This window comes from Ancylobacter mangrovi (genome assembly GCF_024752335.1).
Lineage (GTDB): Bacteria > Pseudomonadota > Alphaproteobacteria > Rhizobiales > Xanthobacteraceae > Ancylobacter > Ancylobacter mangrovi.
Genome location: NZ_JANTHY010000009.1, coordinates 41,060 through 56,554 on the forward strand (window position 1 = coordinate 41,060; position 15,495 = coordinate 56,554).

16 protein-coding genes are annotated in these 15,495 nt (G+C 69.8%); 5 read left to right on the forward strand and 11 right to left on the reverse strand.

From position 1 onward, the window contains the following. Positions 1-118: 118 nt before the first annotated feature. On the reverse strand, positions 119-1,126 hold the full coding sequence (locus tag NVS83_RS19320; protein WP_258740768.1) for a P1 family peptidase: 1,008 nt from the start codon (positions 1,124-1,126) through the stop codon (positions 119-121). Positions 1,127-1,354: 228 nt separating this feature from the next. On the opposite strand from NVS83_RS19320, the gene NVS83_RS19325 reads away from it, so the two are divergent. Continuing rightward, a complete protein-coding gene (locus tag NVS83_RS19325) occupies positions 1,355-2,086 on the forward strand; it encodes a cytochrome c biogenesis CcdA family protein (protein ID WP_258733307.1) in 732 nt (243 codons plus the stop codon). A 20-nt stretch (positions 2,087-2,106) separates the two neighbouring features. On the opposite strand, the gene NVS83_RS19330 is transcribed toward NVS83_RS19325, so the two are convergent. From NVS83_RS19330 to NVS83_RS19360, 7 genes are all read right to left on the reverse strand, one after another. Continuing rightward, positions 2,107-2,619 carry a GNAT family N-acetyltransferase gene (locus NVS83_RS19330; protein WP_258740769.1) on the reverse strand — a complete coding sequence of 171 codons (513 nt, stop codon included), beginning with the start codon at positions 2,617-2,619 and terminating at the stop codon, positions 2,107-2,109. Positions 2,620-2,747: 128 nt separating this feature from the next. After that, positions 2,748-3,848, reverse strand: coding sequence for a branched-chain amino acid ABC transporter substrate-binding protein (locus NVS83_RS19335; RefSeq protein ID WP_258733182.1), 1,101 nt, complete (start codon positions 3,846-3,848; stop codon positions 2,748-2,750). 131 nt (positions 3,849-3,979) lie between these two features. Continuing rightward, positions 3,980-4,342 carry a DUF6867 family protein gene (locus tag NVS83_RS19340; protein ID WP_258733306.1) on the reverse strand — a complete coding sequence of 121 codons (363 nt, stop codon included), beginning with the start codon at positions 4,340-4,342 and terminating at the stop codon, positions 3,980-3,982. Between the two features lie 113 nt (positions 4,343-4,455). Continuing rightward, positions 4,456-5,169: an ABC transporter ATP-binding protein gene (locus tag NVS83_RS19345; RefSeq protein ID WP_258733305.1), complete on the reverse strand. Its 714-nt coding sequence runs from the start codon at positions 5,167-5,169 to the stop codon at positions 4,456-4,458. A gap of 68 nt (positions 5,170-5,237) precedes the next feature. Beyond that, positions 5,238-6,206 (reverse strand): ABC transporter ATP-binding protein, encoded by a 969-nt coding sequence (locus tag NVS83_RS19350; protein WP_258733181.1) that lies wholly within the window; start codon positions 6,204-6,206, stop codon positions 5,238-5,240. Further along, positions 6,206-7,642, reverse strand: coding sequence for a high-affinity branched-chain amino acid ABC transporter permease LivM (livM, locus tag NVS83_RS19355; RefSeq protein ID WP_258740770.1), 1,437 nt, complete (start codon positions 7,640-7,642; stop codon positions 6,206-6,208). Before livM ends, NVS83_RS19350 begins: the two co-directional genes overlap by 1 nt. A gap of 11 nt (positions 7,643-7,653) precedes the next feature. Then, a complete protein-coding gene (locus NVS83_RS19360; RefSeq protein WP_258733179.1) occupies positions 7,654-8,571 on the reverse strand; it encodes a branched-chain amino acid ABC transporter permease in 918 nt (305 codons plus the stop codon). A 367-nt stretch (positions 8,572-8,938) separates the two neighbouring features. On the opposite strand from NVS83_RS19360, the gene NVS83_RS19365 reads away from it, so the two are divergent. Beyond that, positions 8,939-9,463, forward strand: a complete 525-nt coding sequence (locus tag NVS83_RS19365; protein WP_258733178.1) for a flavin reductase — start codon at positions 8,939-8,941, stop codon at positions 9,461-9,463. Between the two features lie 15 nt (positions 9,464-9,478). On the opposite strand, the gene NVS83_RS19370 is transcribed toward NVS83_RS19365, so the two are convergent. After that, entirely contained in the window at positions 9,479-10,669 is a 1,191-nt protein-coding gene (locus NVS83_RS19370) for a BaiN/RdsA family NAD(P)/FAD-dependent oxidoreductase (RefSeq protein ID WP_258740771.1), read from the reverse strand. After that, on the reverse strand, positions 10,666-11,778 hold the full coding sequence (locus NVS83_RS19375; protein WP_258740772.1) for a lysine-2,3-aminomutase-like protein: 1,113 nt from the start codon (positions 11,776-11,778) through the stop codon (positions 10,666-10,668). The genes NVS83_RS19370 and NVS83_RS19375 overlap by 4 nt, the downstream gene beginning before the upstream one ends. A 104-nt stretch (positions 11,779-11,882) precedes the next feature. Between NVS83_RS19375 and NVS83_RS19380 the strand changes: the two genes are divergently transcribed. From NVS83_RS19380 to NVS83_RS19390, 3 genes are read left to right on the forward strand one after another with little or no spacing between them, the layout of a single operon-like run. Further along, a complete protein-coding gene (locus tag NVS83_RS19380; RefSeq protein WP_258740773.1) occupies positions 11,883-12,206 on the forward strand; it encodes an XdhC family protein in 324 nt (107 codons plus the stop codon). Next, positions 12,206-12,907, forward strand: coding sequence for an XdhC family protein (locus tag NVS83_RS19385; RefSeq protein WP_258740774.1), 702 nt, complete (start codon positions 12,206-12,208; stop codon positions 12,905-12,907). Before NVS83_RS19380 ends, NVS83_RS19385 begins: the two co-directional genes overlap by 1 nt. After that, a complete protein-coding gene (locus NVS83_RS19390; protein ID WP_258740775.1) occupies positions 12,904-14,568 on the forward strand; it encodes an NTP transferase domain-containing protein in 1,665 nt (554 codons plus the stop codon). The genes NVS83_RS19385 and NVS83_RS19390 overlap by 4 nt, the downstream gene beginning before the upstream one ends. 92 nt (positions 14,569-14,660) lie before the next feature. Here the strand turns inward: NVS83_RS19390 and bcsS are convergent, their stop codons facing one another. Then, complete coding sequence (bcsS, locus tag NVS83_RS19395) at positions 14,661-15,353, reverse strand: cellulose biosynthesis protein BcsS (RefSeq protein ID WP_258740776.1); 693 nt, start codon at positions 15,351-15,353, stop codon at positions 14,661-14,663. Positions 15,354-15,495: the final 142 nt, after the last annotated feature.

Genomic DNA, 15,495 nt, shown 5'->3' on the forward strand with positions numbered 1-15,495 from the left:
AAGTGTCGGGCGCATGGCTGCTATGCAGATTGGACCGATGCGACAAGCAGGGCTGCGGAAACGACACTTCTATGACGAAAGGTCACTTCTGTTGCGTTCCCCGCAATAAGCGGACTGCTCAGCCGTCCCAGCGCGCACGCCAGGTCGGCAGGGTGCCGGGCTGGGGCAGGGCGGTCGCCTCGTAGACGGCGCGAGCGCAGGCGCGGGCGAGCGTCGCCACCACCGCCGAGCCGATCAGCGCGAGGTCGAACACCGGATCGGCCAGCGCGCGCTTGCCGGTCGCCGCCGCGAAGATGGTGTCGCCGTCGAGCGGGGTGTGGACCGGCCAGATGGCGCGGGCATAGCCGTCATGGGCCATGACCGCGAGGCGCTTGCACTGCGCCTTGGTCAGCACGGCATCGGTCGCTACCACCGCGATGGTGGTGTTGGCGATGGCCGGCTCGACCTCCGGGGGCAGGCCCTTCAGTGCCGGGCGGGAGGGCAGGTCGGGCAGGGGGCTCGGCAGGCCGAGGCCGCCGAACTCGGCCTCCCGCTCGAACGGCGCGGCCCAGAAATGCGGGCCCTCGCCGACGTTCGTGGCGCCGCAGGCGTTGACCGCCACCAGCGCGCCGACCACGTGGCCGGAGGCCGCGACCATGGAGGCCGAGCCGAGCCCGCCCTTGAGCGTCGCCGTCGTCGCGCCGGTGCCCGCGCCCACCGTGCCGAGCGCGAAGTTGATGGCGGCCGCATTGGCGGCGGCGTAGCCGAGCTCGCGATAGGGCGGGAAGCGCCCCCACTCTTTGTCGCCGCCATTGATCAGGTCGAACAGCACCGCGCCGGGCACGATCGGCACGCGCGCATCGCCAACCGGAAAACCGATGCCGCGCTCGGCCAGCGCCGCCATCACGCCGGCGGCGGAATCGAGCCCGAAGGCCGAGCCGCCCGAGAGGCACAGCGCGTGGATGGCGCCCACCGTCTCGTCGGGCGCGAGCAGGTCGGTCTCGCGCGTGCCGGGACCGCCGCCGCGCACATCCACCGAGGCGACGGTCGGCTCGTCGAACACGATCGCCGTCACGCCGGAGGCGAGGGCGAGGTCGGTGGCGTTGCCCACCTTCAGGCCGGCGACGTCGGTGATCAGGTTGCGCATGGAAATCTCCGTATCCCGGCATCACATCATGGCGAGAGGCGCGCTTCCCCGCGATCCGGCCCGCCGGCCCCGACGCCCGGAAAGGGCGCCGATTCAACGGCTTGCAGCTTGTGCCGGGCGCGGTCCGGGTTCAAGTCCCGCGGCCCGTGCTCCAACCCGCCGCATTGCATAACCTCCGGCGGGCGTGCATTGGGAAGCTCTCGGAACGATGCAAGGTTGTCCAGTTTCATGGCCGACGTCACGCTCCCGGCCGCGTTCGTGGCCGGAATCGCCAGCTTCGCCTCTCCCTGCGTCCTGCCGCTGGTCCCGCCCTATCTGTGCTATCTCGCCGGCACCAGCCTCGACCAGATCACGCACAAGGCCCCGACCGATGCCGCCGCGCGGCGCACGCTCGGCGCGGCGCTGTTGTTCGTGGCCGGCTTCTCCACCGTCTTCGTCGCGCTGGGCGCCGGCGCCTCGGTGATCGGGGGCTATCTGCGGCTCTATTCGCAGGAGCTGGCGATCGTGGCCGGCGTCGCCATCCTGGCGATGGGGCTGCACTTCCTCGGCGTGCTGCGGTTCGGTTGGCTGACGCAGACCAAGCGGGTGCATGTCGACGCGCCCACCACGCTCGCCGGCGCCTATGTGATGGGCCTCGCCTTCGCCTTCGGCTGGACCCCCTGCATCGGCCCGGTGCTGGCCGCGATCCTCGCGGTCGCCGCGAGCGAGCAGACGTTGACCCACGGTGCCGGATTGCTGGCGATCTATTCGGCCGGGCTCGGCGTGCCGTTCATCCTCGTCGCCGCGATGGCGCGGCCGGCGCTCGGCATGCTCGGCCATGCGCGCCGCTACCTGCCGGTGGTCGAGAAGGTGATGGGCGCGCTGCTGGTGCTCACGGGCATCGGCTTCCTGTCGGGATGGATGTCGACGCTGAGCTACTGGATGCTGGAGACCTTTCCGGGGCTGGCCAATTTCGGCTGAGACCCGCGCCGGCGCGGCCGTCAGTGTCCGCCGAGCGGCTTGCGCATGCGGATGCACGCCATCCGCAGCCCGCCGCCCAGCACGTGTTCGCCGGTTCGCTCGACCACGAAGCCGTGGCTGCGGTAGAACGCCTCCGCATTGAGGCTCGCATCCATCACCAGCTCGCGAAGGCCGTATCTGCGGGCCCGGCGCTCCAGCGCCGCGAGCATGGCGGCGCCGATGCCCTTGCGGCCATAGTCGGGGTGCACATAGACCGCGCGCAATTCGCGCCGGTCCGGGACGAACGAGCCGAAGCCGACGATCCCCACCCCGCGCGCCCGCGCCACGACCGCCTCCTCGATCCCGTTCTCGATGCGCAGGGCAAGGGCCTCGACATGCGCGTGCCGGATCGGGACCGGAGCCCAGGCCTCGATGATCTCGGGCGGATAGAAGTCCGCCGCCGTGCCCCTTATGGCGGCGCGGTGCACTGCCAGGATGGCCTCGGCATCGTCGGGGCGGGCAGTGGCGAGGCGGATATCGGGAGGCATCGGCATTTCGGAATCCTGCGGCACGGCGCGGCAGGTTTCCGCAAATCGCCCGACAAGTCACCCATAAGAAAACCCGCCGGATCGCTCCGGCGGGTTTCCTCGTTCAGACGCTGGCGCCCGGTCGGCGCGCGCGCTCAGAGCTCCGAGTAGCCGCCGTCCTTCCAGACGTAGACGACGTAGTCGCCGCTGGTGCGGTCACCCTTCTTGTCGAAGGAGAGCTTGCCCAGCACGGTGTCGAACTCCTTGCCCGAGTGCATGTACTCGGCGATCTTTTCGGGATCGAGCGACTTGGTCGCGTCGGCCGACTGCTGCAGCACCTGGCCGGCGGCGTAGGTGTAGAGCACGTAACCTTCCGGATCGATGCCGTTCTTCTTGAACTCGTCCACAACCTTGGCGGCCGAGGGGATCTTGCGCGGATCCGAGCCGAAGGTCATGAGCGTGCCGGCGGCGCCCGGACCGGCGATGGTCCAGAACTCCTTGTCGGTGATGCCGTCACCCGAGAACAGCACGGTGTCCATGCCCTGGTCGCGCATCTGGCGCACCAGCAGGCCGGCTTCCGTGTGCAGGCCGCCATAGTAGAGGACCTGGACGCCCGCGGCCTTCAGCTTCGAGACGAGGGCCGAATAGTCCTTCTCGCCCGGGTTGATGCCTTCATAGACGACTTCCTCGACGCCGCCGGCGTTCATCGCCTTCTTGGTCTCGTCGGCGAGGCCCTTGCCGTACGGGGTCTTGTCGTGGACGATCGCGACCTTCTTGTCCTTCAGGTTCTTCAGGATGTACTCGGCCGCGATGGCGCCCTGCTGGTCGTCGCGACCGCAGGTGCGGAACACCTCGGCGAGGCCGCGCTCGGTCAGGGTCGGGTTGGTGGAGGCCGGGGAGATCATCAGCACGCCGGCTTCGTCATACTGCTCGGAGGCCGGGATCGACACGCCCGAGTTGAAGTGGCCGAGCACGAACTTGACGCCGTCGGCAATGAACTTGTTGGCCACCGAAATGCCCTGCTCGGGCTTGGAGGCGTCGTCGCCGATGACGATCTCGACCTTCTTGCCGAGCAGGCCGCCGCCGGCATTGACGTCCGCCGCCCACTGCTCGGCGCCGTTCTTGAGCTGCGCACCAAAGGTTGCGTTCGCCCCCGTGATGGGGCCGGCAACGCCGACCTTGACCTGCGCCGAGGCCGGTACGGCCAAGGCCGCCATGGCGCCAAGCGCGATGCCGGCAAACAGAAGCTTCTTCATGAACTTCTCTCCTGGTTATCCAAGGGTGGTGTTTTCACGGCCTCTACGGCGCGGTGGCTCTCCCCCCGAGCCGATATCATGCCCTTTTCCATGCCCGTGTCGATTACGAAGCGAAACATGGCGAAGGTCGTTCACGCCGAGTTCCCGGCGCTCGCGCGGCTGGCGTCCTCGGTCCAGCCGAACGGTCCTGACCGACGGTAAATCCAACCATAGCGCGTGGCCATCTGGTTCGCGCGCTCGGCGCGGAAACCGAGCGTGGTGACCGAGATGACGAAGGCGGCGTCGACGATGAAATAGTGGAGCGACAGCAACGTGCCCTGGAACAGCGCGTAGTGGAAGAAACGCACCACGCAGGCCAGCAGCAGCGCGTAGAGCACCGCCTGCCGGTAGCTGCGCCAGGTGTGGGCCATGGAGCGTCCCGACAGCCAGGCCGCGCCGCCGCCGAGGAAGGCGGTGACCAGCGCGAACTCGCCGCGCGAGACCCCGGCCACCAGCGTGGGCGCGAAGACCCAGGCCAGCACGAGCGCGACGATGATGACGATCGGCACCACGACCGCGAGGCTGGTCGGGGCGCCCTGGGAGATGAGGGTGCCGGCGCGATCGGACATCAGTGCTTCCCGCCTTCCAGATAGGCCGCCCGGACTTCCGGGCGCTCCAGCAATTCGTGGCCGCTGCCCGAGAGCGTGACGGCGCCATTCACCAGCACGTAGCCGCGATGGGCGAGCTTGAGCGCGTGGAACGCGTTCTGCTCGACGAGGAACACGGTGAGCCCCTCGGAGCGGTTGAGCTCGCGGATCGCGTCGAAGATCAGCTTCACGATCAGCGGGGCGAGGCCGAGCGAGGGCTCGTCGAGCATCAGAAGGCGCGGACGGCTCATCAGCGCGCGGCCGATGGCGAGCATCTGCTGCTCGCCGCCCGACAGCGTGCCGCCGCGCTGGTTGATGCGCTCCTTGAGCCGGGGGAACAGGTCGAACACCTTGCGCAGGTCGTCGTCGAAATGGGCGAAGCCGTCAACCGCCGCGCCCATCTGCAGGTTCTCGAACACGGTCATGCGCGGGAAGATGCGCCGGCCCTCGGGCGACTGGGCGATCCGAAGCTGGGCGATCTCGTGGGTCGGCACCTTGGTGATGTCGCGCCCCTCGTAGATCACCGCGCCCTCGCGCGCCCTCGGCTGGCCGAAGATGGTCATCATCAGCGTCGACTTGCCGGCGCCGTTGGAGCCGATCAGGGTGACGATCTCGCCCTGGTAGACGTCCACGTCGACGCCCTTCAGCGCCATGATGTTCCCGTAGAAGGTCTTCACGCCCCGCACCGAGAGCATCGGCACGGCCCCCGAGCCGGCGGGCTGGGAGGCTGCCGCGGGGGCGGGAGCCAGTGTATCGCTTGCGCTCACGATGTCGCCTCTGTGGTGCTGCCGGCCACTTCCGCCTCGATCTCGGCCTCGACCTCCTCGACCGCGTCCTCGTCGACGCCGAGATAGGCGGCGATGACGCGCGGGTCGTTCTTCACCGCGTCGGGCGTGCCGTCGGAGATCTTGGTGCCGTAGTCGAGCACGATGACGTGGTCGGAAATCTCCATCACCACGCTCATGTCGTGCTCGATCAGCAGGATCGAGGTGCCGTGCTCGGCACGGATCGAGCGCAGCAGCTCGTTGAGCTCGAGGCTCTCGCGCGGGTTGAGGCCCGCGGCGGGTTCGTCGAGGCATAGCAGGATCGGCCCCGAGCACATGGCGCGGGCGATCTCGAGCCGGCGCTGCGCGCCGTAGGGCAGGTCGCCGGCCGGGTCGTCGGCGCGGTCGGTGAGGCCGACCTTGTCGAGCCAGTACTTGGCGTTCTCGGTCGCCTCGTACTGCGCGGTGTTCCAGCTCGGCAGGCCGAACAGTCCCTTGAGCGAGTAGCCGGAAGCGGCCATCAGCGCGTTGTGCTGCGCCACCATCAGGTTCTCCAGCACGGTCATGCCGGTGAACAGGCGGATGTTCTGGAAGGTGCGCGCGACCTTGGCCTCGCCCGAGACGCGGTGGTCGGGCATGCGCTCGAGCAGGTAGACGCCCGAGCTCGCGCCCACCAGCGCGCGCTCGCCGATCAGGGTGACGCTGGCCAGCTCGCCATCGGTCGGCGCGCGGCCATGGGCCAGCACGAGGCGGCCCTCGCTCGGCTTGTAAAAGCCGGTGATGCAGTTGAAGACCGTGGTCTTGCCCGCGCCGTTCGGCCCGATCAGCGCGGTGATATCGCCGCGTCCGACCTTGAAGCTGAGGTCGTTGACCGCGATCAGCCCGCCGAAGCGCATGAACAGGTGCTCGACGGCGAGGATCGGGTCCTCCTCCCAGCGCGGGAGGGGAGTGTGGGGAGCGGTCGCCATCAGCCGTGGCCCTCCTTCACGAGGTCACCCGAGACGGACTTCTTCTCCTTGAGGAAGATGGTCGGATCGCGGGTGGAGACGAGGCCCCGCGGCTTCCAGACCATGATCGCGACCATGGCGAAGCCGAAGATCAGCATGCGGTAGAGGGTCGGGTCGAACGCGTCGCCGAAGAATTCCTTAAGGAAGTCGAGATTGCGCAGCATCTCCATGCCGCCCATCATCACCGCCGCCGCCACCGCGACGCCGATCTGCGAGCCCATGCCACCCAGCACGACGATGGCGAGGATCATGGCCGAGATGTCGAAGGTGAAGCTTTCCGGGCTGACGAAGCCGGCGCGCACCGCGAAGAAGCAGCCGGCGAAGCCGCCGAACATGGCGCCGGTGGCGAAGGCGGACAGCTTGGTGTTGGTGGTGTTGATGCCGAGCGAGCGGCAGGCGATCTCGTCCTCGCGCAGCGCTTCCCAGGCCCGGCCGACCGGCAGCCGGCGCAGCCGCACGGTGGCGAAGGCGGTCAGCAGGGCGAGGCCGAGGATGACGAAGTAAAGGAAGATCAGCCGGTGCATCGGGCTGTAGGAGAGCCCGAACAGCGCCGCGAAGCCGTCCTCGCCGCGCTCGAACGGGACGCCGAAGAAGGTGACGCGGGGGATCGAGGCGATGCCGGCGCCGCCGCCGGTGAAGTCCACCCAGTTGATCAGCACCAGGCGGATGATCTCGCCGAAGGCCAGCGTGACGATGGCGAGATAGTCACCGCGCAGGCGCAGCACCGGGAAGCCGAGGATCATGCCCCACAGGCCGGAGAACAGGCCGGCCATTGGCAGGCAGAACCAGAACGCCCAGTTCGACCAGAAATCCTCGCCGACCAGCGCGGCGAAGAAGTCGTGGATCGGCTGCGAGGTCGCCAGCAGCGCGTAGGTGTAGGCGCCGACCGCGTAGAAGGCGACGTAGCCGAGGTCGAGAAGCCCGGCGAGGCCGACCACGATGTTGAGGCCCCAGCCCAGCATGACGTAGGTGAGGATGAGGATGCCGAGGTCGACCAGGTAGCGGCTCGGGTTGAGCCCGCCGCTCCAGAAGACGGCGATGGCCGGGAAGCAGATCGCGAAGGCGAGCAGGGCGGGCTTCACCACCGGCCCGATGATGGCGCCGGCGCGGTCGAACACCGTCGGGCCGGTGCGGATCTTCGGCTGCCGGTTGGGCGACCAGACCGTCAGGTTGAGGATCAGCCGACCGAAGAAGATGATGCCGACCATGACCGCCAGCACCAGCGGGCGGTAGTTCAGCCCCAGCGCGCCGTCGATGATGACGGTCTCGAAGCCGATCAGCGGCCCGAGCAGCCCGAGGGCGACGAGCCCGGTGATGAAGGCGTCCTTCAGCGCGTGGGCCAGAATGGATTCGGAAGCCTGCGCTGAGGCGGGCGCGGTATCGACGATCTGCGCCATGTCGACCTACCTCAGACCTTCTCGACTTCGGGGCGGCCGAGCAGGCCCTGGGGCATGAAGATGAGAGTGATCGCGAGGATCGAGAAAGCGGCGACGTCCTTGTACTCGATTGAGAAATAGGCCGACCAGAACACCTCGATCAGGCCGATCAGCAGCCCGCCCAGCACCGCGCCGGGGAGCGAGCCGATGCCGCCGAGCACCGCCGCGGTGAAGGCCTTCACGCCCGGAACGAAGCCGTCCGCGAAATGCGCCACGCCATAATACATCAGGTACATGACGCCGGCGACGGCGGCGAGGGCGGCGCCGATGACGAAGGTCAGCGAGATGGTCTGGTCGACATTGATGCCGAGCAGCGCCGCCATCTTGCGGTCCTGCTCGCAGGCGCGCTGGGCGCGGCCGAGCGAGGTCTTCTGCACGAGGTACCAGAACGCGCCGAGCAGCACCGCGGTGGAGACCATGATGATGATCTGCTTCCAGGCCAGCGTGACCTGGTAGCCGTTATTGTCCATCAGCACGATCACGTCCGTGACCATGGGCGGGATCGGCTTGTTGCGCGGGCCCTGCGAGACCTGCACGAAATTGGCGAGGAAGATCGACATGCCGATGGCCGAGATCATCGGCGCGAGGCGGAACGAGCCGCGCAGCGGCCGGTAGGCGACCCGCTCGATCGCCCAGTTGGTGAGCGCGGTGAAGAACATCGCCACCACCAGCACGATCGCCAGCGCGAGGAAGATCGAGGTGATGCCGATCACGGTGGTCAGCAGCAGGAAACAGATCAGAGCGATGAAGGTCGACACCATGAACACGTCGCCATGGGCGAAGTTCACCATGCCGATGATGCCGAAGACCATGGTGTAGCCGATCGCGATCAGCCCGTAGATGGAGCCGAGCGTCAGCCCGTTGATGAGCTGCTGAACAAAAATATCCATTGTGCTTTTCGGCTCCCCTCAGCCGCATCGAGTGAGCGCTCACGCCGGGCCTTGCACATATTCTGATCGTGCCCGTGTCATGTGCGCCGACTGACTCTTAGCGTGCACGGCGACCTGATACAATTCGATCGAAAGACGAAATGCAATTGATCGAAACAAGTGATACAACGGTATCCAGATATGGAAATGCAACGAATCCATTACAATTCAATTGCTTGCCTGTGGACGTAGCGTTCGTCGGCCGTGTCGCGACTTTCTTTCCCGGCCTGTTGACGACAAGGTTGTGATGTCCGCCGGACACAGCGTTTCGCTTTTCCCCTCGGTAAGTTACGCGCGATCCGGTGACTGACGGCGATCGGAGGCGGTTGTGGACGAGGCGAGCGGCCAGGGGGCCAATCACGGCACGGAACGTCCGGTCGAGGCCGGGCTCTACCGCGAGGCGATGAGCCGGCTCGTCGCCGCGGTCCATGTGGTGACGACCCGCACCGAGGAAGGGCGCGCCGGCTTCACCGCCACGGCGGTCGCCTCAGTTTCCGACACGCCGCCGACGCTCCTCGTCTGCCTCAACCGGCGCATCCATTCGGCCCCGGCGTTCCGGCGCGCGGGCGTGTTCGCGGTCAACATGCTGGCGGGCGAGCAGCAGGCGCTGGCGCAGGCCTTCGGCGGGCGGACCGCTGTCACCGGCGAGACGCGATTCGCGGTCGGGCAGTGGCACGAGGGAAGGCTCGGCGTGCCGGTGCTGGCCGGTGCGGTCGCGAGCTTCGAGTGCCGGCTGGTGGAAGCGCGCACCATCGCCACCCATGACGTGCTGGTGGGGCGGGTCGAGGCGGTGACGCTGGGCCCCGACGGGCCGAAGCTCGCCTATCTCGGCCGCGACTTCCTCGTGGTCTGACGGGCGGGCGCCTGCTCACGCATGCTGGCCGGCGACCCAGCCGGAGGACCAGGCCCACTGGAAGTTATAGCCGCCGAGCCAGCCTGTGACGTCCACCACCTCGCCGATGAAATAGAGCCCGGGCACGTTGCGCGCCTGCATGGTGCGCGAATCGAGGTCGGCCGTGTCGACACCGCCCAGCGTGACCTCGGCGGTGCGGTAGCCTTCCGAGCCGGCGGGCTTGAGCCGCCAGCCATTCACCGCCTGCTCGAGCCGGCGCAGCGCCTTGTCGGAGAGGTCGGCGAGGCGGGCGGCGGCCGGCTCCGCCGCCTCGCCGATCGCCTGCGCGAGGCGCTTGGGCAGCAGGGCGGCGAGGGTGGTGGCGGGCGACTGCTTGCCGTTGCGGCCGCGTGCCTCGCGCAGATGGGCGAAGACGTCGACATGCGGGGCGAGGGCGATCTCGATCTCCTCGCCCTCGCGCCAGTAGGACGAGATCTGCAGGATCGAGGGGCCGCTGAGGCCGCGATGGGTGAAGAGGAGGCCCTCCTCGAAGGCGGTGCGGCTGTGGCGCACGCGCGCCTCCACGCCGACGCCGGCGAGCGGGGCCAGCCGCTCCAGCGGCGGCGGGTCGAGCGTGAGCGGCACGAGGCCGGGGCGGGTCGGCACGACGCCAAGCCCGAAGCGCGTGGCGACGTCATAGCCGAAGCCGGTGGCGCCCATCTTCGGAATCGAGCGGCCGCCCGAGGCGATCACCAGCGAGCGGCAGGCCAGCGTGCCGTGGTCGGTCTCGAGACGGAAGCCGTCGGGCGTCTTCGCCACTTCGCGCACGCCGGTCGACAGGCTGAGCTCGGCGCCGGCCGCGGCGACGTCGTCCGTCAGCAGTTCGACGATCTGGCGCGAGGAGCTGTCGCAGAAGAGCTGGCCCAGCGTCTTCTCGTGATAGGCGATGCCGCGGGCCTCGACGAGGCGGATGAAATCCTGGGCGGAATACCGTCGCAAGGCCGAGATGCAGAAGCTCGGATTGGCCGAAAGATAGTGGCGGGGCGCCGCGTCACGATTGGTGAAATTGCAGCGTCCGCCGCCGGATATGCGGATTTTCTCACCTGGCGCGCGAGCATGGTCGAGCACGATCACCGAGCGCCCGCGCCGGCCGGCCTCGATGGCGCACATCATGCCAGCGGCACCGGCGCCGACGATCACCACGTCGGCCTGGCGCGGAGCGTTCACGCCGGGTCGCCGTAGCGGTGTACTCCGCCGCAATAGTCGGTCACGCGCCAGCCCTCGGGTGCGGGCTTGAGATGCGAGGGGCCGATCGGCACCTTGCCGTAGCCGCCCGGAATGTCGAGCACATAGGTCGGCAGCGCGAGGCCGGAGACGCGCCCGCGCAGCGCCCGCATCAGTTCCTGCCCGCGCGCGATCGGCAGGCGGAAATGTGCGGTGCCGGGGGCGAGGTCGGGATGGTGCAGATAATAGGGCTTCACCCGGCATTCCACGAGCGCGCGGAACAGGGCGGCGAGCGTGTCCGCATCGTCGTTGACGCCCGCGAGCAGCACGCTCTGGCCGACCAGCGGAAGGCCGGCATCGGCGAGGCAGGCGATGGCCGCGCGGGCCTCGCGGCCGAGTTCGCGCGCATGGTTTGCGTGGATCGCGACATAGGCGGTGACGTCCGGCGCGCGCAGCGCCTCCACCAGAGCCGGCGTGACGCGCTCGGGCGCGGCGACCGGCACGCGGGTGTGGAAGCGCACGATCTTCACGTGATCGATGGCGGCGAGGCGCGCCATGAGATGGGCGAGCCGGCGCGGCGCGACGACCAGCGGGTCGCCGCCCGTCACCACCACTTCCCACACCTCGGGATGGGCGGCGACATAGGCGAGAGCGTCGTCCAGCGCCGCCTCGGAAAGGCTCGTCTCCGCCCCCGGCCCGACCATCTCGCGCCGGAAGCAGAAGCGGCAATAGACGGCGCAGACGCCGACCAGCTTCAGCAGCACCCGGTCCGGGTAGCGGTGGACAATGCCCGGCACCGGGCTGTGCGTCTCGTCGCCGATCGGGTCGGCGAGCTCCTCGGGCCGGGTGTCGAGCTCGCGCGGGTCGGGCAGGAACTGGCGGGCGATGGGGTCCGCTGCGTCCTGCGGGTCGATCAGGCCGGCCAGCGTCGGCGTCACGGCGGTCGCGTAGCGCGACGCGACGGCCTCGAGCCCCTCGCTGTCCTGCAGCAGGCCGGCCTCGGCCAGCTCCCCGACGCTGCGCAGGGTGCGTGCAGGAAGCGGCAGCGGCGCGTGCGAGGGCGCGTGCTGAGGGACGACTGGGGTGGCGGAGGGACGGCGGAGGGCGCTCATGCGCGCTGTTTTGATATCTTCCGCCTTTAGGGGCAAGGCGCTTGATGTTGCAGTGCGCTATATACATCTGAATATGACCCTTCGGACGGAACGTGGAGGCCGCGATGTTCGCGCGCGAGGAAGACGTGCTTGAAGCCGCCGCCGGCTGGCGGCGCGAGGGCCGCGGCGTGGCGCTTGCCACGGTGGTGGAGACCTGGGGCTCGGCGCCGCGCCCGGTCGGCAGCCACCTCGCGGTGGACGAGGAGGGCAACTTCCTCGGCTCGGTCTCGGGCGGCTGCGTCGAAGGCGCGGTGGTGGCCGAGGCGGCCGAGGTGATCGCGGACGGGCAGGCGCGGATTCTGGAGTTCGGCGTTGCCGACGCCACGGCGTGGGAGGTCGGTCTCTCCTGCGGCGGGCGCATCAGCGTCTATGTCGAGAAGGTCGCCTGATGGAACTCGCTTTGCTGGAGCGGCTGAACGCCGAGCGCGCGGCGCGGCGCGCGACGATCCTCGTCACCGAAATCGGGAGCGGCCGCCAGCGGCTGGTGACGCCCGCCGAGGCGCCGTCCGATCCGCTCGCCGAGCGGCTGGCGGAGGGCTTCCGCACCGGGCGCAGCGCGCTGGTGGACCTCGGCAATGAGCGGGTGTTCCTGACCGTGCAGGTGCCTTTGCCGCGGCTGGTGATCACCGGCGCGGTGCACATCTCGCAGGCGCTGGTGCCGATGGCGACCGGCGCGGGCTTCGACGTCACCATCGTCGATCCGCGCACCGCCTTCGCCACGCCCGAGCGCTTCCCCGGCGTCGACCTGCGGGCCGAGTGGCCGGAGGTGGTGCTGCCCGAACTCGCGCTCGACCCCTTCACCGCCGTGGCGGCGCTGACCCATGACCCGAAGATCGACGACGGCATGCTGGTCGAGGCGCTGGCGCGCGGCTGCTTCTATGTCGGCGCGCTCGGTTCGCGCCGCACCCATGCGACGCGGGTGGAGCGCCTCGCCGGGCTTGGCGTTCCGCGCGAGGATCTGGCGCGCATCCACGCGCCGATCGGGCTCGATATCGGCGCGGTGAGCCCGGCCGAGATCGCGGTCTCGATCCTCGCCGAGGTGATCGGCGTCCTGCGGCGCCGGCCGGCGGCACGGGAGCAGGCGGCGTGAGGTTCGGGCGCTTTCCGGTCGACGAGGCGGAAGGCGCCGTGAACGTCCACGCGCTGCGTCTGCCCGGCATCGAGCTGAAGAAGGGCGCGCCGATCGACCGGCCGACGCTCGAGAAGCTGCGCGCGGCCGGGGTGGAGAGCATCGTCGCGGCCCGGCTGGAACCGGGCGACGTCGGCGAGGACCAGGCGGCGGCCCGCATCGCGGCCGCCATCGCGGGCGACCATGTGCGGGTGGACCGGGCCTTCACCGGACGCGCCAATCTGCGCGCCGGCGCGGCAGGCCTGATGAGGATCGACCGCCGGGCGGTCGACGCGCTCAACCGGATCGACGAGGCGGCGACGCTGGCGACGCTGCCGGAATTTCATCCGGTCGAGGCCGGCGCCATGGTGGCGACGGTGAAGATCATCCCCTTCGCCGTGCCGGCCGGCGTGATGGAACGCATCCGGCTGGCCTCGGGCCCGATGGTGCAGGTGGCGCCGTTCCGGCTCACCCGCGCCGCCGTCATCTGCACCATGCTGCCGGGCTCGACCGAGAAGGTGGTCGCCGGCACGCTGAGGACCACGGCGGCCCGGCTCGCCGCCGCGGGCGCGCGCATCGTCAGCGAGGAGCGGGTGCGCCACGAGGAGGGCGCGCTGGCGCCGGCGCTGCGGCGGGCGCTCGCCTGCGGGGCGGAGATCGCCATCGTGTTCGGCGCCTCGGCCATCGCCGACCGGCTGGACGTCATCCCCGCCGGCATCGAGGCGGCGGGCGGGCGGATCGACCATTTCGGCATGCCGGTCGACCCCGGCAACCTCCTGCTGGTCGGGCGTATCGGCGACATGCCGGTGCTCGGCGCGCCGGGCTGTGCGCGCAGCCCGAAGGAGAACGGCTTCGACTGGGTGCTGCATCGCCTGCTGGCGGGCCTTGACGTCACCTCGCACGACATCATGTCCATGGGGGTTGGAGGACTGCTCATGGAAATCCCCTCACGCCCGCAGCCGCGGGAGAAGGCGCCGGATGGCAGCGAGGGCATCGGCGTGGTGGTGCTCGCCGCCGGACGCGGCACCCGCATGCCGCACGCCTACAAGCTGACGGCGACGGTCAATGGCGAGCCGCTGGTGCGCCGCGCCGTGCGCGCGGCCCTCGCCTCGAAGCAGCGCCCGGTGGTGGTCGTCACCGGCCACGAGGCCGAGGAGGTGCGGCGCGCGCTCGCCGGCCTCGACGTGAAGTTCGTGCACAATCCCGATTTCGCCGACGGGCTCTCGACCTCGCTCAAGGCGGGCATCGCCGCGCTGCCGCCGAAGGCGTCGGGCGCGGTGGTGACGCTCGCCGACATGCCGAAGGTGGATGCCGGCCTGATCGACCGGCTCGCCGAGGCGCTCGACGATGAGGCCGGCAGGCTGGTCGCGGTGCCGGTCGCCGAGGGGCGCCGGGGCAATCCGGTGGCCTGGTCGGCCCGCCTGTTCCCCGAGCTGGCGGCGCTCAGTGGGGATGTCGGCGCGCGCCACCTCATTGCCGCCCATGCCGAGGCGGTGGCCGAGGTGCCGGTGGAGGGCGACGCCGCCTTTGCCGACATCGACACGCGCGAGGAGCTGGAGGCGCTGGAGATCCACGAACTGGCCGAGACGGCGAGCGTGGATGCAGGGCCCGCGCTTGACGCGATGAAGGCGGAGGACGCCTGAGGCTGGAGCCGGCCTGTGCCGTCCGCTGCGGCCCTTTAGGGGCTCCCGGTCGCCCGACCCAGCGGAAGGCCTGTGCGGCGCCGCCAGCCGGCCTAGAACGGCGCGTAGAGCGAGAGCGTCGCATAGGCGCCGTCGTCGCTGTCGCTGCTCCAGCGCCAGCCGCCGGCGGCCCGCCATTGCCGGCCGGGCAGCGGGGTGGCGATGAACAGGCCGGCGCGCGCATCCTGCGACAGCCAATCGGTCGAGGTGCCGGCCTCTGCGCCGAGATCGAACCATGACGTGACGTGGCGCCCGGCGGTGGCGCGCAGGAAGGCGGTCTCGTCGGCCGTGGAACCGCCCAGCGCGGCGGTGAAGGTCCAGTCGTCGTCGTAGCGGTAATACCACTCGGCCACCGCCTTGGCGCCGACCGCCGTGCCCTGGTCGCGATTGTAAGGGTCGGGCTGGTCCAGCAGGTTCTCGGTGACGTTGACGCCGCCATAGATCGCCAGCGCCTGGCGGCCGTTGAGGAACTGCCAGCCGAGGAGCAGTTCGCCCTCGGTCTTGCTGACCGTGTTCCAGCCGCCCGGCACGGCGTCGGTGCGGTACTTGTACTGCCCGCCGCCGCCCTGGAGCCGCACCCGCAGCCCCTCCTGGTCCATCAGGCCGCGCGGCGACCAGGCGGCGCCGGCCCAGCCGTAGACGTTGTCGCGGGCGACATCGACGCCCGAATAGAAATACAACCGCTTCGTGAAGGCGCCGGCCGGCCCGTCGCCGGCGAGGGCATCGCCGCCCGCGCCCGCGGCCATCGACGCGACGAGGGTCGCGAGGACGGCCAGGCACGATGCTGCAAGCGTCGACGGAGCGCCCATACCTTGCCCGATCCGGTGGGGGAGCTGGTGCCGCGAGGGCACGCAACCCATCCGAGCACCTCTGGGCGGTTGTGCTCAA

What these genes read in the sequence shown, in the direction of transcription:
- NVS83_RS19320 (WP_258740768.1), bottom strand. Translation starts at nt 1,126, where the DNA reads ATGCGCAACCTGATCACCGACGTCGCCGGCCTGAAGGTGGGCAACGCC.
- NVS83_RS19325 (WP_258733307.1), top strand. Translation starts at nt 1,355, where the DNA reads ATGGCCGACGTCACGCTCCCGGCCGCGTTCGTGGCCGGAATCGCCAGC.
- NVS83_RS19330 (WP_258740769.1), bottom strand. Translation starts at nt 2,619, where the DNA reads ATGCCGATGCCTCCCGATATCCGCCTCGCCACTGCCCGCCCCGACGAT.
- NVS83_RS19335 (WP_258733182.1), bottom strand. Translation starts at nt 3,848, where the DNA reads ATGAAGAAGCTTCTGTTTGCCGGCATCGCGCTTGGCGCCATGGCGGCC.
- NVS83_RS19345 (WP_258733305.1), bottom strand. Translation starts at nt 5,169, where the DNA reads ATGCTCTCGGTGCGGGGCGTGAAGACCTTCTACGGGAACATCATGGCG.
- NVS83_RS19350 (WP_258733181.1), bottom strand. Translation starts at nt 6,206, where the DNA reads ATGGCGACCGCTCCCCACACTCCCCTCCCGCGCTGGGAGGAGGACCCG.
- livM (WP_258740770.1), bottom strand. Translation starts at nt 7,642, where the DNA reads ATGGCGCAGATCGTCGATACCGCGCCCGCCTCAGCGCAGGCTTCCGAA.
- NVS83_RS19360 (WP_258733179.1), bottom strand. Translation starts at nt 8,571, where the DNA reads ATGGATATTTTTGTTCAGCAGCTCATCAACGGGCTGACGCTCGGCTCC.
- NVS83_RS19375 (WP_258740772.1), bottom strand. Translation starts at nt 11,778, where the DNA reads ATGAGCGCCCTCCGCCGTCCCTCCGCCACCCCAGTCGTCCCTCAGCAC.
- NVS83_RS19380 (WP_258740773.1), top strand. Translation starts at nt 11,883, where the DNA reads ATGTTCGCGCGCGAGGAAGACGTGCTTGAAGCCGCCGCCGGCTGGCGG.
- NVS83_RS19385 (WP_258740774.1), top strand. Translation starts at nt 12,206, where the DNA reads ATGGAACTCGCTTTGCTGGAGCGGCTGAACGCCGAGCGCGCGGCGCGG.
- bcsS (WP_258740776.1), bottom strand. Translation starts at nt 15,353, where the DNA reads ATGGCCGCGGGCGCGGGCGGCGATGCCCTCGCCGGCGACGGGCCGGCC.